The organism is Streptomyces sp. NPDC005820, assembly GCF_040630255.1.
GTDB lineage: Bacteria > Actinomycetota > Actinomycetes > Streptomycetales > Streptomycetaceae > Streptomyces.
In genome coordinates this window covers 73409-97128 of the sequence record NZ_JBEXXE010000044.1, presented here as the reverse complement: position 1 = coordinate 97128, position 23720 = coordinate 73409, and the positions used below count along the sequence as shown (strand labels likewise).

Below are 23720 nucleotides of genomic sequence, written 5' to 3'. Positions count from 1 at the left end.
ACTTGCTCACCGGAACGGGAACGGAGGGACAACGGGCACCTCGACAGCTGCATCGGTCATCGGAACGACCCGAGCATGCCCGTTGATCATGCTGCCGCACCGCGAAACTCCAAGATCCCCGACAGAGTCACGAAGCACTACTAGGAAGTACAGACCGATGTACAGGCCCTGGGAGTCGGTTTCCGGCGGGGACAATGATCTCGTCGCCGACAGTGACGTGAGAGAAACACCGAGCAAGCGTGGGCGGCCCGGACGCCGAGCAGCGGGTACGGATTGCCGAGATCAAGAAGTGTGGGCGGTCTGTCGATGGGCCCGGCTGGAGTCCCGCTCAGGTGCGGAGCCTGGACGCTGTTCCAGAACGGGGCGAGCGCTGAGGGGCGGAGGATGAACCCGCTGGGCCCGGGCTGGTTGTCAGGCGGGGGTGTCGGTGATCAACTGGCTGAGGGCCTGGGTGGCCTTGAGGCCGGAGCCGGTCAGTATGAGGACGACAGTGTCATCCCGACTGATGTGGCCAGCGGCGCGGAACTGGCGTAGCGCGGGAAGGACTTGGGCACTCGTCGGCTCGACAAAGACGCCGGTGCGTGCCAGTTCACCGACTGCGGGCAGGAGTTCTTCTTCGGCAACGGCAGTAGCGGCGCCGCCGCTGTCGCGGATGGCCTGGAGGACTTCCCGGTCTCGCACGGGCTGTGCGATGGCCGTTCCTTCGGCGAGGGTACGGGGCCAGTCGCGGGCGTCAATGGCGGCGGCGCCGTCGGTGAGGGCCTGAACGAGGGGGCAGCAGTGTTCGGGCTGACTGACCAGGATGCGGGGTACCTGGTCGATCTCGCCGGCGCGCTGGAGTTCGGCGAAGCCCATGGCGCAGCCCAGGACAAGACTGCCGGCGCCGGCTGGGACGAGGACGGCCGAGGGGGCGGTAAAGCCCAGGTCCTCCCACATCTCGTAGGCGATCAGCTTGATGCCTTGCAGGAACTGGGGGTGCCAGTTGTGGCTGGCGTAGAAGCTGGTGTCGGCCTGGCGGATGGCTTCGTCGGCGACGTCCTGGCGGCTGCCCGGGACGAGGCCAACGCTCGCGCCGTGCAGACGGCTCTGCACGATTTTGGAGGGGGAGGTGGAGGCGGGGGCGATGATCTGTGCGTCGATGCCTGCCGCGGCGCAGTAGGCAGCGACGGATGCACCTCCGTTGCCGCTGGAGTCTTCCAGGAGGCGGCCGATGCCCTGGTGGCGCAGCGCGGTGATCATCACGGAGCTCCCGCGGTCCTTGAAGCTGCCGGTGGGGTTCATGGACTCGACCTTGACGGCGATGTCGAGTCCGGCCAGGGCCCGCGGTAGCAGGGGGGTGCGTCCTTCGCCAAGGGTGACGGGTTCGGCCTGGGTCGGTGGGAGTGCGGACCGGTAGCGCCACTGGGTGTTGATGCTGGTGTCGATCTGACGGCGGCTGATGCCGGGCATCGGTTCCATCATCAGAGGAGAGCCGTCGTCGCCGCGCCAGCGCGGCTGGTCCGACGCGTAGAGGTGGCCGCTGCGGTCGACGAGCCGGGGAAGATTCTTGGACATCTGTCGTGGTGTTCCTTGGGTCGATGCTGGCACTGTCGGCCCGGTGGTGACCGAGCGCAAGGGCCTACGAGATCTGTGCGGCGGCGACAGCCTGGAGATCCACCGTGACTTCGCCGGCGATGTTGGTACGCAGCCAGGCACTGAGTTGGGCCGGGGGAACGTCCTGGCTGAGCAGGAACTGCAGCTTCGCGTACAGAGCTTCCAGTGACATGTCGTCCGCGCCGATCGCCCCGGCCCGGGCGTAAAAGTGTGCGGCTGCGTACTTGTTGAGATCGATACGGGCGCGCACGCACTGGCTCATGACGACGACGGGTGTACCGCCGTTGACCAGGTCACGGACGGCCTGCTCCATGCCGGGCTCGTCGCCGGGGCCTTCGCCGGCGCCGTAAGCCCGGAGGATGACGGCGGCCGGGGCGGGCGTCGTCATCGCCCTGAAGCGGTCGGTTGTCGTGCCGGGGGCCATGCTGATGACCGGTATGTCGTGGCGACGGTACGGGGCGGGACAGGCCCATCCTTGGTTCGGGGTGTCGAGTTCGTCGTCGTAGGGGTTGATGAAGCCGTGCGGATCCAGCGCCGAGATCTTGGTGGCACGGGTGGCGGGGAGCAGGGTGTTGTCGAAGTACAGGCTGACGCCGCTGCCCCCTTCGGCCGCGGTCTGGAGCGCACCGATGACGTTGCCGGGGGCGTCGCTGCCAGGGATGCCGAAGGGAATCTGGGAGCCGGTGAACACCACGGGCTTGTCGAATCCGGTCAGCGCGAATGCTGTCGCAGCCGCCGAGTGGGCGAGGGTGTTGGTGCCGTGCAGGACGACGAAGCCGTCATAGGCATCTCTGTGCGCGCGGAGGTGATCGATGATCTCCTGCCAGTGCTCGGGGGTGATATTGGAGGAGTCGACGACCTCTTTGATCTGGGCGAAGCCGAGCTCAAGGTCGGTTGGAGAGACGGGGGTTCCCTGGGTGCGGAGTGCCCCCTCGATCGCGGCTTGGATGTCACCGCCCGTGTCGAACCCGCGGGGCGACGGGACCATACCGATGGTGCCTCCGGTGTAGAGGAGCTGGATGCGGCGTGTGCTGGGCACAGCGGGGTTCTCCTTCATGAGATGTGTCGGCCAGGGGTTTGTGGCCAGGGGGATCACTCGAGCTCGGTCCCGTGGGACCGGGAGGTGGTGCCGTCCGTTCCGGGAACCGTCTGTGGTTCCTGAGCAGGTGTCAGGGTGGTGGCGGCGATGCGGCCACGGATCCTGTACCAGCCGATGGTCATGAGGACGCAGATGCCGAGGAACAGCAGGATGGTGGGTTTGCCGATCTCGTCGGCGAACCACATGCCGACGATCACCGTGAGCAGGAAGAGGACGGTGAGCAGGTTGACGTAGGGCGCGCCAGGCAACCGGAACGCGGGGCGGGTCAGCAGCCCCTGCCGGGCGCGCCGGACGAACAGCCAATGGCTGACCATGATGGAGATCCAGGTGCCGGCGATGCCGATTCCGGCAAGGTTCATGACGATGTCGAAGGCCTGGCTCGGGCGCACGTAGTTGATCAGGACGCCGATCACGCCGAGTCCGGCGGTGATCAGCACACCGGCGAAGGGGACCTGGTTGCGGTTGAGGCGGGCGGCGACCTTGGGGCCACTGCCGGCTATGGCCATGGAGCGCAGGGTGCGGCCGGTGGCGTACAGACCCGAGTTCATCGAGGACATCGCCGCAGTGATGACGACGAGGTTCATGATGCTGCCCATGCCCGGCACGCCGAGTGCGGAGAAGAACGTGACGAAGGGTGACTCGAACTTGCTGTAGGCCGTCCAGGGCAGCACCAGGGTGAAGAGGATCACCGCGCCGACGTAGAAGATCGCGATACGCCAGAAGGTGGAGTTGACCGCCTTGGGAATAACTTCCTCGGCTTTGTCACTCTCACCGGCGGCCACGCCGACCATCTCGGTACCGCCGAAGGCGAAGACGACGCCCAGCGCGAGGGTGATCGCAGGCAGCCAGCCGTGGGGGAACAGGCCGCCGTGGTCCGTGATCAGGGCCGGCCCGGGGCTGTGTCCGTCGACCTGGAACTGCAGCAGTACGACGGCCGAGGCCACCACCATGAACCCGACGATCGCGACAATCTTGATCATGGCGAACCAGAACTCGGTCTCGCCGAAGATTTTGACGCTGAGCATGTTCACGGCCACGACCAACGCCAGAGAGATCAGGGCGAGGACCCACTGGGGGACCGACTTGAAGGCGTCCCAGTAGTGCAGGTACAGGGCGATGGCCGTGGTCTCGGCCATGACGCTGGCGCACCAGTCGATGAAGAAGAGCCAGCCTGTGATGTACGCGCCCTTCTCCCCCATGAACTCCCGTGCGTAGGAAACGAATGCTCCCGACGACGGCCGGTGGACGGCCAACTCGCCCAGCGCCCGCATCATGAACCAGGTGAACACGCCGCACACGGCATAGACGAGGGCCAGCGACGGTCCACCCTGGGCCAGGCGTCCGCCGGCCCCGAGAAACAGGCCGGTGCCGATGGAGCCGCCGATCGCGATCATCCGGATGTGCCGAGGGCGCAGCGACTTCGCGTATCCGGCGTCCGCGTGGTCGACACTTCGTCGACGGGGACGCGGCTGGTCGGTGACGGGTGGCTGCGCGGCCGCCATGGCGGCCGATGCGGGCTCGTCGGCCGGCGGATTCGGGGAACGACCTGTCATCGGCCTGCCTTCCTCGTGGGTGGCCGGCATCGATCGACACCGGGAACTGGACGGGAACTCTAGAACTAGATAGATTGTCTGTCCATAGATGGATGAAATTTCTAGAGAAGGTTTCGGTGGAGTCGTCTGAGGCCCGCGCACGGGCGGCACATCTGCAGGGCGTGCCCTTCCTGGAGACGCAGAAGGCGGACGGGCGCAAGGAGCAGGATGAGCGGCAGCAACGGCAGCACAGGGAGGGAACGATCGATGTCCGTGAAGGACGAAAACCGCGGGGATGGCCGGGACGACGCGCAGCAACGGGACGGACAGCCGCTCGGGTCGGCGCCGTCTGCGGCGGCAGGCGACGAACATCTGCTCGCCGAGGCCGAGAAGATTGCCATCGCCTTGGGGCGTATGTTCCCGGGCCTGTGTGAGGTGGTTCTGCACGACCTGCGAAACCCGGTTCACGCCATCCGTGTCATCGAGAACAACCTGTCCGGTCGGCAGGTGGGCGACTCGGCCACCGAGCTGGGCCTGGCTCGCATCAAGGACCCCAACTACCCGAGCGTCATTCAGAATTACGCCAACCAGTTCCCTGACGGGCGCCCCGCCAAGAGCACCTCGATCGGGATCAAGAACGAGGCCGGGGAGTATGTCGCCGCCCTCTGCCTCAACCTTGACGTCTCGACACTCTCGCCGGTCACCCTGGCCCTGGCCAACCTCGTGACGACGGACCCCGAGTTCCGCGAGGTGGAACTGGAGACCCTGCGCGACCGCACCCGCCGGGAACTGCGCGAGGTCATCGAGACGGCCGCCGCCGAACGCTCCAGCACCCCGCGGGCCCTTCCCAAGGACGCCAAGAAGGACCTCGTACACCGCCTGTACACGGACGGCTACTTCGACACCCGCAACGCGGCCCAGACCATCGCAGACCTCCTCGGCATCTCCCGGGCCAGCGTCTACGCCTACACGAAATGAGGACGATGAGCATCAGTGAGAGCACCGTGCAGGACACCGGCTCAGGCGAGGGTGCGAGGGCCTCGACAGCGACGTTCGACAGCCCTCAGCTGGCACCACCTGCGGGCCATTACTCGCACATCGCCACCCACGGTGGCCTGGCCTACATCTCGGGCCAGCTTCCCTTGGCACCCGACGGGACCCAGCTCGCCGACGAGCCGTTCGAAGTCCAGGCCGAGCAGGTCCTGGCCAACCTCGATGCGTGCCTGATCGCGGCCGGAACCAGTCGCGAGCGGCTGATCTCTGTCACCGTCTACGTGACCGACATCGCCAACTGGCCGGCCTTCGACCAGCTGTACCGGACCTGGCTCGGTCCGGTCCGGCCCGCGAGGGCCGTCGCCGGCGTCAAGGAACTGCATTACGGATCCGCCGTGGAGGTGCACTCCGTTGCCGCCCTCGACTGAACCCCAGGCCCCTTCGGGCAGTAGCGGGTCCGCCCCCGTCGGACCCGCCGCAGGCGGACGCGGACTGCTCTACCTCACGGAGGAACAGACCGCCGCCGTGATCAGCCACGAACTAGCACTCCAGGCCGCCAAGGAGGCCTTCTCGGCCACCGTCGGTCGCGCGGTGCAGGACACGCTGAACGTGCACGGATCGGATCCGAACAACCGCTACACAGTCAAGCCGGCGGCCTCCTCCACCCACGCCGGACTGAAGATCGGCACGTACTGGCCGGGCAATGACCGCCACGGACTGCCGAGGCACCACTCCACCTTGTTGATCCTCGATCAGGAAATCGGCCGCATCGCAGCGGTGCTCGAGGTCGGCGCCGCCAACGCCTATCGCACTGCGGCCGCCGACGCCCTGGCCGTCGACCTGCTGGCTCGCCCGGACGCGAGCACACTCGCTGTCTTCGGCACCGGCCACCAAGCGGGCTACGACGTCCGCGCCGTGGCGCGCGTCCGCCCCATCGGCCTGGTCCTGGCCGTGGGACGCGACCCGGACCGGACCCGGGCGTTCGCGGACGCGCTCACCCGTGACGGAATCCCCGCACGACCCGCAGCGCCCGAGGAGGCCGCATCCAGCGCCGACACCATCATCACCGCTACCACCTCCACCACAGCCGACCCGGCCTTGTTCGACTCAGAGTGGGTCCGGCCCGGCACCCATGTATCGGCCATGGGGGCGGACGCCCCGGGCAAACGGGAACTCCCCGCCGAACTAGTGGCCCGCGCACAGCTCTTCTGCGATGCGACCAGTCAGTCCCGCAGGATCGGCGAATTGCAGCACGCCCCGGCCGACGCACACGTCACTCAGCTGGGAGACGTACTCACCGGGCGAGCACCCGGGCGGAGATCACCTCAGGACATCACCCTTTTCGACAGCTCGGGCATCGGCCTTCAGGACCTCTACCTGGGCCTGGCCCTCCTCGACCGACTGGATACCGCACCATGACGACACAGCCCCCCCACCCCACCGCCAGCACGTCGGACAACGTGAGCCAACTCAGCCTGTCCGACCCGGACACCCCGTTCGCGGTGCTGGACACGACCAAGGCCAAGCGCAACATCGCAAGGCTGGCGGACCACGTCGACAAGCTCGGTGTCAGCCTGCGACCACACCTGAAGACCACGAAGTCCCTAGAGGTCGCCTCCCTGATCCACGGCGACGAGCCCGGCCCCATCACCGTCTCCACCCTGGCCGAGGCGGAAGCCTTCGCGGACGGCGGCTACACCGACATCCTTTACGCGGTCGGCATCGACCCGCACAAACTCCCCCGCGTCATCGCCCTGCTTCGACGCGGGATCACTTTGACCGTTCTGCTGGACAGCACCGAGCAGGCACGGGCCGTACGGGACGCCGCCGCCAGTGCACACACGCCCATCCCGACCCTGATCGAGGTGGACTGCGACGGCCACCGCGGCGGCGTGACCCTCCAGGAGCCCGCGCTTGTGGAGATCGGCCGCATCCTCACCGAAGCCAGCAGCCTCCGCGGCGTCCTCGTCCACGCGGGCGAGTCCTACTTCGCCACCACTAGCGCCGCGCAGCGAAAGGCCGCCGGCCATGAGCGCGATGTCGCCGTCGCCGCCGCACAGCAGCTGCGCGACGCCGGCCTCAGCGCGGACGTCGTCAGCGTCGGATCCACCCCCACCGCCCACGCAGCAACAGACCTGACCGGTGTCACCGAAGTCCGCGCCGGCAACTACGTCTTCTTCGACCTCGTCATGGCAGGCCTGGGCGTGTGCGGCGTCGACGACCTCGCGCTGTCCGTCGTCGTCACCGTCATCGGCCATCGCGCCGAGCACGGATGGATCCTCACCGACGGCGGCTGGATGGCCATGTCCCGCGACCGCGGCACCGCCAACCAGAGCACCGACCAGGGCTACGGGCTCGTCACCGACCTGACCGGAAATCTCATCCCCAACCTCCTGATGAGCGACGCCAGTCAGGAACACGGCATCCTCTCCACCCGAGACGGATCCCCCCTGCCGGACCTGCCAGTCGGTACACGACTGCGTATCCTCCCCAACCACGCCTGCGCAACCGCGGCGCAGCACCGCGGCTACCACGTCGTCGCCAGCGGCCAGAGCACACCGTCCACACCCGCGATCCAGACCTTCTGGGAGCGCGTCACCGGCTGGTAACCCACCGGAGCAGTCATCACGGACCAGCGGTCGGCTGTCCCAACTGCACCGGCGCGGGATAGGCCAGAGAAGCCCCGGTCGGCGACCTTTTCGCGAACCTCACCGGGGCCTCCGGCCGGTGCACTAGCCAACCATGATCGTTCGCGCCGGGATTTCCTGTACCTCAGCTATGTGCACCGGGAGGTGTCGAGACGCTTGTGCATGCGCGGACCCGATGCAGACCTCGGTCCGACGGAGAGGGAGGGCGAGAGGGAGATCATCGTCGGCGCTGAGCGTCTCGGTCAGGATCGTCACAACACCAGTGCGCCCTCAATGAGCTTCTTCGAGTTGGCCACCGATCAGGTGATGGTCCGCGAAGCGCAACGAGCGAGGCCCCGGGCTGTTGATCGAGATGTCTGACGTCTCCATCACGTTGCTCGGGGGCCTCGTTGGTCGTCCATCCTGCCTCACTCGACCTGCCGCATGCACTCGTGGAGTGGGTCACCAAGCTGATCGTCACCCGTGAAGGTGACCGCCGCTGCAAGCTCCGCCCGTCCCAACGCGCGATGGTGGCACTGGTGTACCTGCGCGAACACACCACCCTCGCGAAGATCGCGGCCGGGTTCGGGATCAGCGAGTCCACCGCTCACGCCTACACCAGCGCGGTCGTCGACCTGCTTGCCGAACGAGCACCGGGTCTGCTGAAGGTCTTGCGGGAGACCGAGGCGGACTTCGTCCTGCTGGACGGCACCCTCGCCGAGTGCGACCGGGTCGGCGACGGCCGGGCCGACCATTCCCACAAACACCGGCGCCACGGCGTGAACGTGCAGGTCGTCACCGACCCCGGCGGCCAGCTGCTGTGGCTTTCGCCCGCTCTGCCGGGCCGCACTCACGACCTCACCGCGGCCCGCACCCACCGGATCATCCGGATCTGCGAGCGCCAGGGCGTGCCCATCCTGGCCGATCTCGCCTACCAGGGCGGCGGCCCCTGGCTGACCACCGGCATCAAGCGCAAGCCCCTGCAGGAACTCACCCCCACCGAGAAGACTCTCAACCGGGCACTGGCCGCTGCACGAGCGCCAGTCGGGCGCGGCATCGCCCGCTTGAAGTCCTGGCGCATCTTCCGCAGGTCCCGGTGCAGCCCGAACCGAATGACGTCAATCGCCAAGGCCATCCTCACACTGGAGCGGCAACGCTCAAGAAGCTCACTAACTACCAAGCGCCAGCCGGTGGGTCACGTCCGAGCAATTCTGGGCATGCCCCATCCCTGCCGCTTACCTCGCCGCCAGCTACGCGACCTTGGCACCACGCCCGGCTGCCGACAGGTGTCGACTGCCTCACACCGCTGCTGGTCGGCACTGAAGCTCTGCCGCCTTTCGGATTCGGCTGCGGGCAAATGCTGTCTGCAGAAATCTTCGGGACAGATCAGCTCAACCCCTGCCACGCTTAGCCATGGCGACTGCATGGAGTTCATGGAGTTGGGACTGGCGCAGGCTGGACTGCCTCGCTGGTTGCGGCGAGCTCGTCAAGCGCGCCCGCGACTCATGGGTGGAGATCGGCGGCACGCGCTCTGGGAGCTGGTTGATCGGAACACGCGTCGACGTAGGACGCATGTTCTCGGATCCCCTTCCACCACCGAACGACGAACCGCTCTATATGTTGGGGGCGGCTCACCGCGCTTGCCTCGGAACGGCTGTCCAACTCCTCCGCGCGGGCAGAGCCCAACTGGCCGACATCCTGACCACGATGGATATCGACACGAATCTCGAAGGCCAGGCCCACACGAACTGGATGGCCCCTCCACCAGGCCGCTGCCCCTTCTGCCAGGACCCACACGCCCAGCCCACCGACGAGGACATCTACCCCAAGTGGCTCGTGCGCGAGATGAAGCGCCACGGCGTGCGGAGCTCGGATCCCTATCGGCGGCGTATCAACTGGCCGACAACACCTGTCTGCCAACACTGCAACAACACATGGATGTCAACGCTGGAGAACGACGTCAAGGACATCCTCGTCCCGATGTTCTTCCACGTGAGATCGCTGGACGAGCACGCCCAAGGCCGGCTCGCCCTGTGGGCCGCCAAGATGGCCATCCTCTTTGATGCGATAGGCAGCAGCATCGTTCCTCACGGCGCCGGGCAGGGCCTGGAGGTCTTCCGCCAACCGCACCACGGGATGCGGGTCTGGATCGCCGCGTACCACGACGTAAACCCGCTGGCTGTGGTGTCGCGCCCGATCTACATGCCGGGGAACGATTCAAGTGACGACTTCCTCGGCCTGTGCGTCACCTTCTCAGTGGTCAAGGTCGCGTTCCAGGTCCTCATCCCCTTCCTCGATGGAGACCTCGCTCCCCTAGAGGACTTTCACGGTTCTGTCGTGCCGATTTGGCCTCCGGCCAATCCCCTCGACTGGCCGCCGCGATACCGGTTCGACGCCACCTCCATCCAGGCGCTCGCCGCGAGGATCAACGACAACCGCGAGAACGTGACGATTGACGTGAATCTCGACGCAGCACAACGCGTGAAGCAAGCACCACCGGAAAGCGAATCCACCAGCGAGTCACAGCGGACGGAATGACCTGCACCCTGTCCCGCCAGCAGGGACACCCCGGACCATACTTTCGAAGGCGCCCGAAGCGTCCCAACTCGCTGGCAACTGACCTGGGGCCGCATCTTGCACCCGCCGGATGCCCCATACGCCCGATCCACCCCTTATCGACAGGACAGGATGGACAATACGAGCGGTATATCTCCGCACCGTCACCCACCCACACGACCCGAATTCGACCCGGATTCGACCCGGCCAGTTTGTTCAGCGAGAAAACATGGCCTCTGACCTGCGGAAATGTGGAGCGGCAGACGAGTCAGGCTGTACGCCGGGTATTCCTGACGCACCTTTCTGACCTGCGGCTTCGTGGGTCGTATCGGTTGTGACCTGCTAGGTCGGGTTGCAGAGGCGATCGGAGGCAGTCAGAGGAAACCGCTCTGATTCGACCCGGGTTCGACCCAAGCTGCTCGGAGCCGCTCAGAGGCAATCGCCCTCTGTCTGGCCCCGAATCAGCCGAGGTCAGGACCGCGTCGAACCGGTAAGGACTCCTCTGACGGCACTCCGAGTCGTTCTCGGTCGAGCCGCGATGGAGACGCCTGCCTCTGATGCGGGGCTAGGCATACGAAGGCCTCCAGGACGGCAATCCTGGAGGCTTCGCCTGGCACCGATTGGAGGTCGGTTCCGGACACCACCCGTGGTTTTAGCGGGCCTGGATGGCGTCCACGTCCTTGCGAGACGACCCCACAGTGCCACACCACACCCACCAGGCAGACCCATCCCGACGCCCCATTCACCCGAGTGAGCGACTGGGGCTTCACCAGCTGTCTCCGGCTGCGGCTGACCTGGTTCTGCTCGGAGACCTCACCGGCCGCTACGCGGCGGGAAGCTACAGCCGGCTCGGCTCCGACCGTCGGAGCGTGATCCTGCGCGCGGACCATCAGGGCGCGGCTGAGCACGGGCATCGGATCACCGCGGCCATCGCCTGCCACGTGGCTCGCGTCGGCGGCACCGTCGACCAGCTCACGCAGCTCTTGCTGCACCCCGAGCACGAAGGCGGACGGCACACCCGGCACATCGCGGTGCGATCCGGGCAGTCGCGCGCCCTGGACTACATCCGCCGGGTGTGGGCCAGCGCCTCGGACGCGATCAGCAGCACCACGGCGCTGGGCTCCCGGCACGAGGCGTACGAAGTTCTCGCCGCACTGCGCGACCGGATCGAGACGACACCGTGGCGCGGGGAGCGTGGGCGGACCGCGCTGCGGGTGCTGCGGGCGCACCTGAACTTCGCCGAGATCGCGGGCGGACCCCTGCACCACGCCAGTGAGCGGCAGACCGCGGAGGAAGCCGGGGTCTCCCGCACGACACTCCGGGTCGTCTACGAGACGGTCCTCCGGCCACGGGGCTGGCTGCGGCGTCTGCGGGTGGGTCATGGCCGGGAAGGCTCCACCTGGTACCTGGGCGACGGCACCATCCCCAGTCACGGTGACCCGGCTCTGCTGTCTCGATTCCGGTCCACTCAGTTCCCCCCCGACCCGGCACTTGAGGAGTGGATCACCTCTGAGACGGCCACGACGGCCGACATCGACTCCACCGTCCTCGGCCAACTCATGGGCCACGACGCCTTCGCCCACCACGCCCTCGGCAGTGCCGCCCTCATGATCATCAGCGCCCTGCACCAGCACCCCCACCAGAGCGTCAGCGAACTCGTCGGTACGTCCTCGGTCTCTCGCGCCACCACCTACCGGACCCTGCGGCGCCTCGCCAACCACGGTCTCGTCCAGCACACCGGAGAGACCTGGACCCTTACACCGCGTGCGCTGGAGGGCTTCGGTATCAGCATCCCGGATGCCGACAACGGCCACACGCCGGCACGGGGCTGGGAGAAGGTCGCCGAGCAACACGGCACCTGGGGCATCGCGGCCCGGAGGAAGGCCCTGCACACGGCGGAGCGGGCGGCCTACCAGGAGGCACTGGACCGGTTTGCGGAGCATCGCGGCAGGGCTGCGGTGATCGTCCGCGACGGCCGCCAGGTCCTGGTCCCAGCGCCGCGCCCCGACGAGATCCCGCCCGTGTGGCACGCCCCCGACGGGCGCGTCCTCGACCCGCTCACCGGCCGTCCGGCCGTCGACTGGCGGGTCGCCACCGACGGCCGCCTGATCCTCATCACCCCATCCGACCAGCGCAGTTACGACGAGCTGGCCGCCGCCCATGCCGAAGCCCTCAGCGAATGGGAGTCCGTCGCATGAACCCAGAACGCCCGATCACCTCCGACCCGAGCAAGGAGGTGGCGCCCCAAGCCCTGCGCCAGCAGTACGAGTCCGGCGCCACGGTCGACGAGCTCGTCACTGCCAGCGGCCTGTCGTATGGCACCGTCCTCAACCGGCTGCACGACGCCGGGACCGTCATGCGCACCTCCTGGCAGACCCGCCGGATGCGCCAGAACCCACAAGCCCGCCAGCGACTCGCAGCTCACCTACGCACCCTCTACGAGCAGCACGGCGCGACCCTCACCGAACTCGCCACGGCTGCGGGAGAGACGAGGCGGAGTGCTCGGCGCCTGCTGATCGAGGCCGGCGGCACCGTGCGCACCACGCAGCAGACCCTGCGGATGCGCGCCGCAGCACGGGCCGCCAAGCGACACAAGCTCGCGCTGTCCCTACGGGCACGGTACGAGGCCGGCGCCTCCGTGCCGGAGCTCGCTGAGGACTGCAACTACTCCGTGGCCACGGTCTACCGGCTCCTGCAGCAGGCCCGCACTCCCATGCGGCCCCAGCACCGCCATGGGCCCGCGAACCAGGCGAGGCAGTCATGAGCACCGCGGCCCTCTCCGATGTCCCACGCGGTGCCGTTCGGCTCAGCGACCCGCCCATGGACCATCCCAGCTTCGGTTGCGCAGCAAGGGCTCCCCCGCCCGTCGCCAGGCAGCCAGGCAGCCAGGCCCCCAAGCAAGCGTCGACGCCGTCGACAACCCGCCGAGTCAACGCACCTTTCCAGTTTCAGGAGATCAAGCACACGTGAACGAGAACACCCGTCACAAGACCCTGGCCGCGGCCACAGAACACGTCGGGGACGCGTTCGTGATCGTTGTCGGCATGCTCAAGGGCGGCACCGGCAAGACCACCTCCGCCTGGTTCATCGCCCTCTACTACGCCGTCGTCCTCGGCGTCCCGACGCTGCTGCTGGACGCTGACGCCACCAGTCAGTCCGCCTACGACTGGTTCAAGGTCGCCCAGGCCGCAGGCTTCGAGATCCCGGCCAACCTGGTGGTCGAGCGGTACCCGTTCGACGACATCGCCGAGTACATCCGCACCAAGCGCGCCGAGTTCGGCGCGATCGTGGTCGACGCGGGCGGCGGCAGCGCCCGGATCTTCCACGAGGCTGTTACCGAGGCGAACCTGCTGCTCGTGCCGGTCGCCCCCACCAAGATAGAGCGCCGCAAGCTCGTGGCCACGTTCGATGAGGCCGAGCGCGCCGCCGCCCGCAACGAGCACGGCGTCACCGCCCACGTGGTGATGGTGAAGGCCGACGACCGCACCAGCCTTCCCCGCACCGCCAAGGAGCAGCTGCTGGAGCCCGCCGAGGGTGAGGGCATCGGCCCGGACCGCGACGAGGCGTTCCCGCTCGCCGAAACCACCATCCACTCCTGGGTCCACTACATGGAGGCCTTCGGCGAGATCCCCACCGAACTGAGCGAGTACGCCAACCTGATGAAGGAGCTGACCCAGGCATGAGCGAGAAGAACGAGCGGCCGAAGCCTCCCGCCCGCCGCACCGGCGGGCGCGCCCTGGGCGGGGCCAAGAAGACGACCCCGCCGCCCCCTCCCCCGGCCGCCGAGCTCACTCCCGAGCAGTTCGCCGCCGAGCAGGCAACCAACCAGAGCCAAGACCGCCCCACTGCGGGCGAGTCGCAGGGTCAGCCCGCACCTTCCACTGATCCCGTCGACAGGGCGGCAGGAAGCCGGACCAACACGGTCCCCGAGGATCCGCCGGCGTCCACCCGACCGACCATCGAGGCCTCGCCGAGCGGCCCCGTCCCTGAGCCAGCCGCCAGTCAGCTGGCTCACCCGGCCTTCGACGCGCCCGAGGCCGGGACCGAGTCCGCTGGGATGCCTGCGGAACGGCATGTACCGCCGGGGGTCCCGGCTGCCGAGCCTGCGGTACGTACGGTCCAGCCCACGCAGCTGGCCGAGCACGCTTCGATCAACGGGCCATCTCACGTGACATCCACGGCTTCTGGTGCGGCTCCGGCCGCCGAGGTGGCCATTCGCTCGGCCGCTCCCCCGGCGGCAGGCGGTACCGCGTTCCCGGTGAGGACCGAGGGTCCGGGGGCTCACCAGGAACAGCACGCTCGATCGCAGGAGGCGCCCAGCGAGGGTGCGCCGTACGCGCACGGCCCCGGCCGTCCCAAGGACGTTCCCGAGGTCGCCGCCGTTCTCAACCAGCGCATCATCGCCCGCGAGAGCCTCGACTCGTCGGTACCCGCTGCCCTGAAGCTCAAGAAGCGGATCAAACGCTTCGCGCTCGACAACGAACTCGATCACCTGCCCATCGGCGACATCGTCTCCGTAGCGCTGGACGAGTGGCTCACCGCCCGCGGCTTCTGAACACGACCGCAGGGCTCAAGGCGGCCGCACCCACACCAGGGCGCGGCCGCCCCTTCTGCCGACTATTCCAATAGCCCAATAGGCGGATAGCTATCCGCCTAGAAGGACCAACCGGAGCAGCTCTCGTGCCCAATCACTCCCGTCACGCACGCCTGCTGCGTGAAATCGCCGATGCGCTCGACACCGAGTTCCAGCCAACCGACGACGCTCTCACGCCGCACCCGGACACGCTGGACGTCATCAGCAACCGGCACACCAAACGCGGGCAACTCAACTACGCCGTCCCCGAGGTCCTCCAACTCCAGCGACGCATCCGACGCTACAACGCCGAGACCGACATCCCACACGGAGACATCGTGGCCCTGGCCCTCGACACCTGGCTCCGGGCAAAGGGCTACCCACCGGACCCCGAACCCACTTGTCCATGACCGGCGACCTACAAGTAGGCGGCTACGATGCACCCTTTGCGCCATTCGTTCAGGCCAGCGTGCACCACTGTCGCCCATGTTCCGGTTCAAGAAAAACACCCACAGGGCGTGCCGCAGCCGAGGGATTTCAACCCCAGATGTCACAGCACTTGACTCCCGCAGCAAATCGGGAACGCTCGTGCGAATTTAAGGTCGTCTCCGGGGATGCGAATTCGCCTGTCTGAATATGGCGGCTACATGTTTGGCGGGAATGCTCCTTTGTATCCGGCTCCTGGACACTCGTAGCCTTGTGGGATCTTGCGGCCTTGCCGTGACCTAAGTTCACCGTTCGGGGGATTCAATGGGAGATCAGCTGTCGCTAGCGACAGTGGCCACGTCAGCCATGCCTCAGGTATTCGCGTTTCTCTTTGGCCGCCTTGGTGCTGTACTCGACCGCCGTAGCGGAAATAACACCGCGACCTCGGCCGAACCGGCGACCTGCCCAGTCCTGGTTGAATCGGGAGCTCCCCTGCTCATCCACGACGAAGAGCTGACCGAGCAGCGGATTCGCCGGCTGGAATCCGTGGCCCGTGAATTGGCCGTCTATCACCGTAACCCCGCTCTGATTCGACACGATGACGAGCACCTGCTGCAGGCGATGAGTGAACTGCGCGACGACCTGGAGGCGGTCTACGGGCAGCGTCTGTCCTTCATGGGCGAACGGCGTTCGGCACCGGGCGTGAGGGTCAGGCAGATCCTTGAGGAAGTCGAGGCAGACGGGGTGGCCCGGGCGGTCAAGGTTGGCCGGGTGACCGCCGAAGCGTCAGCCGACATCGAACAGCGGACCAAGGTGGTGCGCCAGGGCGGCGAGGTCACCGCACTCGAAATCGACGGCACGCTTGGATAGCTCTCGCAGTCGGAGGGCTGCACACCACGGGGGTATGGGTGAACGATCAGCAGGACTACGGCCTGAGGCCACCTTACGAGAACGGCCAGCGGTCCGAGGGCCCGCGCTGGGGCGAGACCGGCGCTTTCGAATCCACGGACGCATCGCGGACACCGGACACCGTACCGCCGGACGCGGGCGTGCAACTGGATGAGGAACTACAGGAACGTCTCAAGTCCCTCCTGGACACGGAGGCGGTTAAGCGTCTACGGCAGATGGCCCTGCTCAACCTGGGCGAAATGAACGCCCTGAAAGTCAACGCGAGTTTCGAAAACCCGCTTGACCACAATGAGTTTTCGGACACCTACCTTGACGCCCTCCGCACCGTTTACGTGCGTCCAGAGGGAGGCGCCTCGTTCGACGAAATCTATCAGTGGTGGAATAACCCCGGCTCTGTCGTAGTACTCGCTCAGAAGCCGGGCACTGGGCGCACGACCAATGCGTGCGCGCTCCTCGCGGAATTGCGTCATGAATTCCCCGCCGTGCGTGTGGGTCCGCTCGGCTTCGGCGGTGGCCTGGAGTTCCCCTTGCGCCGCCTGCCACAGGCGGAGAACCGCGGCTACCTGCTCGAACTCCCGCCTGATGAGGAAGGCTTCGAGATAGCCGACACGCTCGGTGCGACGATCGAGCGTTTGCAGTACACACTGAAACGTCGCAGTGCCCGGCTCGTGGTGCTGACCACACCGGAGCAGTGGCGCCGCGTGGGCGGTGGAGCACCGGACGGCATCAAACCCTCCTTGGGGGTGCCGTCGCCGTTGGAAATCGCCCGTGAGTGGCTGGGCGCGGAAGGTCCACCTGATCTGCCGGTCGACCGATGGTTGACCGATGACGACATCATCGCCTTGCTGAAGGGCCAGCCACCGGTGGAGGCCCTGGAGATCGTCACTCTCATTTTGGACGCGCACCATGCCAGCGACAGCAACCTGCCCAACCTGGAGGCACTGGCACGTAAACGGAAGAGCGGCGGCGACACGCCGTTCGACCGCCAGGTCCTCAGCGTCATCGCGGCCCGTAACAACTGGCGTCCCCAGCTTCTGGCTTGGCACAAGGAGCCCGGCCGTACCAGCTTCCAGCGCAACTTCCTGCTGGCCTGCGCCACCCTGCGCGGAGCGTCCGTTGCACACGTCTACGCCAGTACAGCCGACCTGGCATTCGTCTTCGGGGACGGTGACCCATCCCTGAAGGGACAGCAGGAACCCGGCGTCATCGAGATGGTCGACTCGATCGAGGCCGAACTGCAGGCCGACGACACCGTCACGTTCAACCGCCCCGAATGGGATGACGCGGCGCTGGAGTACTTCTGGGTCGATCGGCCCCTGTCCCGGATGAAGTTTCTGGAGTGGCTGGCCGACGCCCCCTCGAAGAAGCCCAAGTCCGCGCTCGAAACGCTCACTGACGCAGAACGGCAGGCGATGGCCGAACGCATCGGCAGCTTCGCCCTGCGGTGGGCGGTACGTCATCGTCGGCAAGAACCCCTGCGCGAGTTGGTCCGGCGCTGGCACAACACCCCGCTGTGGCCATCGGCCGTGGACCTCCTCACGTCTGCCTGTCTACAGACGGCCAGCGCCTCCTACATCCACGACATGCTGCTGCAGTGGGCCAGAACCGGCAACGCCGCCCAACAGCTGGCCACCGTGCAGGTGTGCGCCGGGGAGTTCGGCGTCCTTCACACCGGCAAGGCGCTGCGGCGGCTGCGCCATGCAGCCGGCTCGGAAGACCTGGCAGTACGCCAAGCTCTACAGGGAGCCGTGCACAATCTGTGGAGCGATCCCAGTGCGCGCCGGACTCTGTTCGGCTACGTCATCGACTGGTGCCGCGAGGGTGGGACCAAACTGGTAGCCGGGCAAGAAGCATTCAGGGCCCTGGCCGAGTCGACACACCCCGATGCTCCCACGCTCCCGGCCCTGCTCCCCCACAGCGACGAGGCGGAATTCACGGCTCCCCTCGCCGATCTGATCGTGGGCTGGCGAGCGCTCCTTCAAGGTACGGAGGGGTTCGAGCAGGACGGCCAGGCATCGGCGGTCGTGCGTCTGTGGCTGGACGCGGCGCTGAGTCATCCCGACATACACGCTGACGTGCTGAAGGTCTTGAGCACAGCGGTGAAGCTCACAGAGCAGGCAGGCACGCCGGGCGAGAGCCCCCGCGACCGGCTGCGGGCAATCGCACGGCAATGGGCCAAGGCCGCCGCCCTCCAGCAATCGGCAGGCCGCATCGAGCTCCCGTCCGCCGGGCTGGCCCACCGCACCGTGTACACCGAACTCACGCAGCTGCTCGACGACGGCATCATCGAGACCTTCCAGCAGACCATGGCCGGCGCCGACGGTCCGGAAGAACACGCATGATGCGACGCCGCACGCGCCGCGACACCCTCCGGTCACCCGCGCAGACTTGGACGTCCGTCTTCCATGACCGGCCCGACAGCCGTGATGCGGGACTCCCGTTCGAGGCGGTCGTCCGCGTCGAATGGCGCCATTCGCCACACGGGCCAGCCAACCAGGACGCCCGCTGCGCGGCGAGTCGCGCCGCACGACTGATGGTAGAGAAAGTCCTCGCCAGCGAAACGGTGCTGCGCACCGCAGCCGCGGAACAGGAACTCACAGCAGCGTTGGGTCAGCAGCTACCGATCCACCGAGACGGCGTTGAACTGCTCAAAGTCAGCGTGACCCTGCGCGTCGACGATGACATCGCGGCGGGCGCCCACCGCGCGGAGCGTGCCCGACATGAGTTCGAACTCGACGAGATGGACCGTCGCCAGGCCCGCGCACGCATGGAGTTCCTGCGCGAGGAGCTCCTCGCGAATCCTTCAGCGGCACGCCTGTACACGCTCCTCCAACGCTCCCCCCGTATCGGCGGCCCGCCCGAGGGAAGCGATCCCGACGAGCTGGTTCGCCAGATCCATCAGTGGCATCCGCATTCCCGCTGGGTGCTCGTCGCCCAGACACTGCACACGTTCGTCGGCAGAATCACCGAAGACAACGCGCAGGACTTCCTGAAAATCCTGCGCAGCGCGATGACCACCCTCGGCCACCGGCAACTGGCCGAGGAGATCGCCACCGCCGAGGAAGCGGAGTGAGCCTCAGCGTGCTGCGCTGGCTGCTGGCCCCGCGCACGAGCCTGCTCGCCCGCCGCATCCGCAAGAACGGGCATCACGAAATGTCCCCAGATACGGCCTGGCGGCTGGCCCGGTTACGGCTGCACCCTGACGAGGTGCCCTACCGCAACCATGGGCACAACCCGCCGTCCTGACCATCGGCCGGTCGACACTCATCGGCCTTCGGGCCAGTTGCAGCCTGCTGGCTATGCGCCTCCCAAACAGGAACCACCACGGCGCGCTTCAGGGTTCAGACCAGCAGCCAGGGCTCCGTGACATGGTGGATGGCCCAGCCCCGCTCGGCCAAGGCCTCGGTGTAGGGCTCGGCCCGCTCCCGCAAGGCAGCCAGAGCAAGAAGGTGAGTGGGGCGAGTGGCTCCAACGAAGATGAGTTGTGCCGCGCGGCGGACGGTGGGGGAAGCGCGCGCGATGTCTCCGGCACCAGCCAGCAGCGCCAGTACCTCGGCGACGTCGTGCTTCTTCCCTGTTCTGTCCAGACACTCAAGGACCAAGGTGGCGGCGTGTGTTTCGCCCTTTGCGCTTTGAATGGTGCCGACCACAGAGGTCACGGTGCCGGACTCGCTGATGAGGTGACGTACCGTCGGGTTCTCGACGGGCAGATAGGACATCGGTTCCTGCAGTGCGGCGTGGTCGTCCCACGGTGCTTGAGTGAGTTCGGGCAGCACCTCAAGCAGTTGCTGGGTCAGCCGTTGCCATCGGTTCTCGTCGTCCAGCGCATCGGTCAGCAGCGAGTTCAGCAACGCGCGGATCCGTCCGCCCGCTGTGCTGGGGTCGCGGTCGAGACGGGCAAGTGGGGGAAGACCTTCCGGTGCGCAAGGCCGGACGGCGCCTCGCACCGTGTTCCAGAGCTGCTGGACAGCCGCATGGCTGTCACCGTGCCGGCGCTGCTCCTGCGCGGTGCGGGCTGAGGTGATGAGGAGGCCACGAGTCTCGCCGCGGCCGGGGAACTGGAAACCGGGGACGTAACACGCCAGGGATTGGGGAAACTTGGCGGAGCTGCCCGGGTGCCGTCGGGCGCCCAGCACCCTGGGGGGATTGTGCAGGAGCGCGTTCTGCGGGACCAGAGAGCTGGCCAGGCGCTCGAAGACGGGCACCACCTGGCCGACGGAGTCCTCGTCGAAGAGCAGCAGGGCGATGCTGCCCTCGGGCCCTGTGCCTTCGATGCGCTGTGGGCGGTGAACGGTGAGGTTACTGGCCAGTACGGCGATCTTGCTTCCAAATCTCCGGCTGACCGGGAGTTCGGCGGACATGGGCAGGGGGAATGCGGAGGGGCTGGTCTGAGTGTCTCCGCGGTCGTCGAAGATGCGCTGGTTGATGTCTCCGACGCGCTGGACGATGGTGTGTCCGTTGGTGAAGATCTTGTCCAGGAGGCGTTGCTGCATGGCGCTGGTGTCCTGCATCTCGTCCAGCAAGACAAAGGGGAAACGCGTGGCCGTGGCTTCGGCCAGGGTCGGATTTCGCAGCAGATGGCGCTCCGCGACCGCGAACATGTCGTCGTAGCGGAAGAGGCCGTCTCGGGCGAGTCGGCGTTTGAGGTGGTCGAACTGCTTCCCGCTGTTGGTATCGGCGGAGAACGGAAGCGGCCGTGTGGTAACCACGCTCAGGTGGCTTCCTTCACAGACGAAGTGGGCCTCAGAGATGAGCTGGTGGCCGTCTCGCTGGCGCTCCAATGTGCCCTTGAGGACTCGGTAGCGGGGGCGTTCAAGCAGCCGGAGCGCTGCTGCCGCGTAAGCCTCGTCGTCCACCGTCTGGATCTCGACCTTCATGGAACGCAAGGCGGGCAGCGCGAGGAAGGTGTTGACGAAGGACTGGATCGTGCCGATGAAGTGCGGATATTGGAGCAGGCTACGGCCAGCTGGTACCGCGTCGAGGCGGGCGGTGATCTCGTCCTTGGCCGTGTTGGTGTGGGAGATGACGCACACGCCGCGGGTCGCTGACCTCCATCCCTGGGCCAGCAGCGCCAGTTTGAGGCCCACGAGGCTGGTCTTGCCCGAGCCGGGTGCTGCCTGGAGGTCGAGGGAGATCATCTGCTGGATGAAGTCCCATTGTTCGTGGTGCGGGAGGTCGAGTCCGAGGAGCGCGGCGGCTGCCTCGATCCGGTCCTTGGCGAAGGAGGCGGGGTCGTACGGAATCGTCATGTCACGCCCCGCTGCAGAGGTGGCTGAAGGCATCGCGCAGGTATGGCGGCAGATCGTCGTCTGTCAGCGTGACGTTCTTCAGCAGGCGAGCTGCGTGCTGGGCGGCGATCGCCTTGCTCGCGTTCTTCATGCGCAGGGGCCGGTAGACACGCAAGCCGACCTCGGGCAGCAGAACGCCTTCCTCTTTCCAGCCCCTGACCTCGCCTTTTGCCCGTCGCTCAGTCTCCGCCAGCTTGTCTGCGGCGGGCCATGACCGCTCAGAGATGCGAGCGCACTGGACTGCCTGGTGCATGAGGGTGGCCAGTGGCCAGGATGCGGCCGCCAGGTCGTACTCCAAGGTCCAGTGGTCGGATACGAAGGTCTGTACGTTGCCGCTGTCCCCCGTTTTCAAGAGCGTTAGGTGCGCGGCGATCTCCGCCGGAGTCATCTCGGCCGAGCTGCGCAGTTCGCCGCGCATGTCTTTCGGGGTGTCCTTCGGGACCAGATCCCGGTCGCTGATGCGGGCGACGGCGACCGGGATCTGCTCGCCGCTGCGCTGGAAGATGCGGCTGTAGCGGAACAGGCCCGTGTGTCCGACGTTGACCACGCTGACGCCGCCTCGACTGAAGGAGCGGCCAGTTGCCTGGGCGAGAGTTGGCAGCAGCAGAGCTTCCGCGTCACCCTCCACGATGGCGACGGCGCGTGCGAAGAACAGGTTCGCCTTCGTCACGTCGAGGAAGCGGGAGAGGAAGGCATAGTCGCCGACCTCCAGTTGTGTGCAGTCGGGGGCCAGGCTGAAGGATTTACCGCGCGCCACGAGGGTGAGGTGCTGGACCGGTACGGCACAGGCGAGATGAGGGCTGTGCGTGCTGAGGATGACCTGCACCCGCGGGCTGGATTCCTCGGCGCGTTCTTGCAGGAGTTCCATCACCCGGCTTTGGAGCTGGGGATGGAGATGGGCCTCGGGTTCCTCGATCAGCAACAGGGGCGCGGTCTCGCTATTGCCGAGCAGCAGCAACTCGGCAGCCATGAAAAGGGCGTTGTTGTATCCGAGTCCTCGCTTGGTCCACTCCTCCGGGCCGCCCGCCCCTGTGGACAGTTTCAGTTCCAGCCGCTCCAGTGCGCGGGGGAGGGTGGCGTCGCCGGCGACTCCGATCTCGCCGCGCAGGACGTCCGAGCCGATCGAAAACTTCTCCAGGTAGTCGGTGTTGATGGCGTCGCGGGCCTCCGCCACGGCGGTATTGGCGCTGATGTGGTGTTCCGCCCTGCTGAGGATGCCCACCAGCGTCGTCGCGGTGTCGTTGTCTGCGTCGAAGTCGTTTTCGGTCTGCTTGGCGATGGCGGGATAGCTGGCGAGGATGTGCGACAGTCGTGATCCGCGACCGGAGCGCAGCTCGGCCTCGGCGTCGCGTAGGGGTCTGAGATAGGTGGCCTTGAGTAGTTCCCGGGCCGCGCCGTCGAGCGCCGGCCCCTTGCCGTCGGGACCGGTCCGCGTGGTGACCGACACCCGGCTCGGCCGCAGCGGATCCATCAACTGCGCCTTGAGGGTGACGTACAGAACCGTCTCACCGCCATCCTCGGTGGTGACCAACTCCAGGAACGTTCCCTGCTCCTGAACGGTGAGACCCCGGAACGCGCACGTGATGGTAAACGTGTCCGCCCGTCCGTTGCGTCCCGCATGGAAGTCGTCCTTGGATATGCGATAGAAGTCAGCCGCCGTCGTCAGCAGGCACAGCCGGATCGCATCGACGATTGCGGTCTTCCCGCTGTCATTCTCCCCCACCAGCACGCTGATGCCCGGACCGAAGTCGACCCGCAGCGACTCATCTTCGTCCCCCTGCCGTTGCGGCGCCGAGCCGAAGATCCGAAAATTCTCGGCCCGCACATGTGCCAGGTACACCGAAGCTCCCCCCGGACAAGCCCGCACCCCTGCACAGCACAGGCGACAACGGCCGCCTCAAGTGCCCCACCCATTGCGGCTCGTGGCGTAAGCATACGAGAGTCACGTACACCCCAAAGAGGAAAACGCGCTTGCTGACGCGCGGCACCCGCGAGAGCGGTCACCATCACGTTCGGGTACCTCCGAAGGGCCAACTGCGACGACGCTCCTGCTTCGCCAACGAGTTGGCCCGCCGGTGCTTCGCTGCGCCCCGTGCCCACCGCTTCGGCAGCGACGAGTGTCTC

General features: G+C 66.9%; 19 protein-coding genes and 1 pseudogene. 15 read left to right on the top strand and 5 right to left on the bottom strand.

Annotated features, from left to right (window positions below; translation table 11 throughout):
• Nucleotides 1-411: 411 nt before the first annotated feature.
• The 3 genes from ABZ464_RS40280 to ABZ464_RS40270 are packed head-to-tail and all read right to left on the bottom strand — an operon-like array spanning nt 412 to nt 4245.
• Nucleotides 412-1614, bottom strand: coding sequence for a threonine synthase (locus tag ABZ464_RS40280; protein ID WP_359286460.1), 1203 nt, complete (start codon nt 1612-1614; stop codon nt 412-414).
• Nucleotides 1615-1618: 4 nt separating this feature from the next.
• The gene (locus ABZ464_RS40275) at nt 1619-2632 is read right to left on the bottom strand and encodes an asparaginase domain-containing protein (protein ID WP_359286458.1); all 1014 of its coding nucleotides are present in this window, start codon (nt 2630-2632) and stop codon (nt 1619-1621) included.
• A 53-nt stretch (nt 2633-2685) separates the two neighbouring features.
• Complete coding sequence (locus ABZ464_RS40270; RefSeq protein WP_359286455.1) at nt 2686-4245, bottom strand: amino acid permease; 1560 nt, start codon at nt 4243-4245, stop codon at nt 2686-2688.
• A gap of 246 nt (nt 4246-4491) precedes the next feature.
• On the opposite strand from ABZ464_RS40270, the gene ABZ464_RS40265 reads away from it, so the two are divergent.
• The 15 genes and pseudogenes from ABZ464_RS40265 to ABZ464_RS40195 all read left to right on the top strand — a co-directional run bounded on the left by ABZ464_RS40265 (nt 4492) and on the right by ABZ464_RS40195 (nt 19554).
• Complete coding sequence (locus tag ABZ464_RS40265; RefSeq protein ID WP_359286452.1) at nt 4492-5202, top strand: PAS domain-containing protein; 711 nt, start codon at nt 4492-4494, stop codon at nt 5200-5202.
• A gap of 26 nt (nt 5203-5228) precedes the next feature.
• The gene (locus ABZ464_RS40260; protein WP_359286449.1) at nt 5229-5645 is read left to right on the top strand and encodes a RidA family protein; all 417 of its coding nucleotides are present in this window, start codon (nt 5229-5231) and stop codon (nt 5643-5645) included.
• 97 nt (nt 5646-5742) lie between these two features.
• The gene (locus ABZ464_RS40255; protein ID WP_359286446.1) at nt 5743-6636 is read left to right on the top strand and encodes an ornithine cyclodeaminase family protein; all 894 of its coding nucleotides are present in this window, start codon (nt 5743-5745) and stop codon (nt 6634-6636) included.
• Nucleotides 6633-7826: a DSD1 family PLP-dependent enzyme gene (locus ABZ464_RS40250; RefSeq protein ID WP_359286443.1), complete on the top strand. Its 1194-nt coding sequence runs from the start codon at nt 6633-6635 to the stop codon at nt 7824-7826. Before ABZ464_RS40255 ends, ABZ464_RS40250 begins: the two co-directional genes overlap by 4 nt.
• 428 nt (nt 7827-8254) lie before the next feature.
• A pseudogene (locus ABZ464_RS40245) lies at nt 8255-9001 on the top strand (transposase family protein); the annotation flags it as partial.
• A 550-nt stretch (nt 9002-9551) separates the two neighbouring features.
• Nucleotides 9552-10382 carry a hypothetical protein gene (locus ABZ464_RS40240; RefSeq protein WP_359286499.1) on the top strand — a complete coding sequence of 277 codons (831 nt, stop codon included), beginning with the start codon at nt 9552-9554 and terminating at the stop codon, nt 10380-10382.
• Nucleotides 10383-11269: 887 nt separating this feature from the next.
• Nucleotides 11270-12598 (top strand): helix-turn-helix domain-containing protein, encoded by a 1329-nt coding sequence (locus ABZ464_RS40235; protein ID WP_359286440.1) that lies wholly within the window; start codon nt 11270-11272, stop codon nt 12596-12598.
• Nucleotides 12595-13164: a helix-turn-helix domain containing protein gene (locus tag ABZ464_RS40230; protein ID WP_359286439.1), complete on the top strand. Its 570-nt coding sequence runs from the start codon at nt 12595-12597 to the stop codon at nt 13162-13164. Before ABZ464_RS40235 ends, ABZ464_RS40230 begins: the two co-directional genes overlap by 4 nt.
• Before the next feature lie 202 nt (nt 13165-13366).
• A complete protein-coding gene (locus ABZ464_RS40225) occupies nt 13367-14083 on the top strand; it encodes a ParA family protein (RefSeq protein WP_359286437.1) in 717 nt (238 codons plus the stop codon).
• The gene (locus ABZ464_RS40220) at nt 14080-14955 is read left to right on the top strand and encodes a hypothetical protein (RefSeq protein WP_359286436.1); all 876 of its coding nucleotides are present in this window, start codon (nt 14080-14082) and stop codon (nt 14953-14955) included. Before ABZ464_RS40225 ends, ABZ464_RS40220 begins: the two co-directional genes overlap by 4 nt.
• Before the next feature lie 125 nt (nt 14956-15080).
• On the top strand, nt 15081-15383 hold the full coding sequence (locus ABZ464_RS40215; RefSeq protein ID WP_359286434.1) for a hypothetical protein: 303 nt from the start codon (nt 15081-15083) through the stop codon (nt 15381-15383).
• A 367-nt stretch (nt 15384-15750) separates the two neighbouring features.
• Nucleotides 15751-16269, top strand: coding sequence for a hypothetical protein (locus ABZ464_RS40210; protein ID WP_359286432.1), 519 nt, complete (start codon nt 15751-15753; stop codon nt 16267-16269).
• 38 nt (nt 16270-16307) lie between these two features.
• A complete protein-coding gene (locus ABZ464_RS40205) occupies nt 16308-18650 on the top strand; it encodes a hypothetical protein (protein ID WP_359286429.1) in 2343 nt (780 codons plus the stop codon).
• Complete coding sequence (locus ABZ464_RS40200) at nt 18647-19381, top strand: hypothetical protein (protein ID WP_359286427.1); 735 nt, start codon at nt 18647-18649, stop codon at nt 19379-19381. Before ABZ464_RS40205 ends, ABZ464_RS40200 begins: the two co-directional genes overlap by 4 nt.
• Entirely contained in the window at nt 19378-19554 is a 177-nt protein-coding gene (locus ABZ464_RS40195; protein WP_359286424.1) for a hypothetical protein, read from the top strand. The genes ABZ464_RS40200 and ABZ464_RS40195 overlap by 4 nt, the downstream gene beginning before the upstream one ends.
• Before the next feature lie 95 nt (nt 19555-19649).
• Here the strand turns inward: ABZ464_RS40195 and ABZ464_RS40190 are convergent, their stop codons facing one another.
• Together ABZ464_RS40190 and ABZ464_RS40185 are read right to left on the bottom strand one after the other, a co-directional pair.
• Nucleotides 19650-21557 (bottom strand): UvrD-helicase domain-containing protein, encoded by a 1908-nt coding sequence (locus tag ABZ464_RS40190; protein ID WP_359286418.1) that lies wholly within the window; start codon nt 21555-21557, stop codon nt 19650-19652.
• Nucleotide 21558: 1 nt separating this feature from the next.
• Nucleotides 21559-23436: an AAA family ATPase gene (locus tag ABZ464_RS40185; RefSeq protein WP_359286416.1), complete on the bottom strand. Its 1878-nt coding sequence runs from the start codon at nt 23434-23436 to the stop codon at nt 21559-21561.
• Nucleotides 23437-23720: the final 284 nt, after the last annotated feature.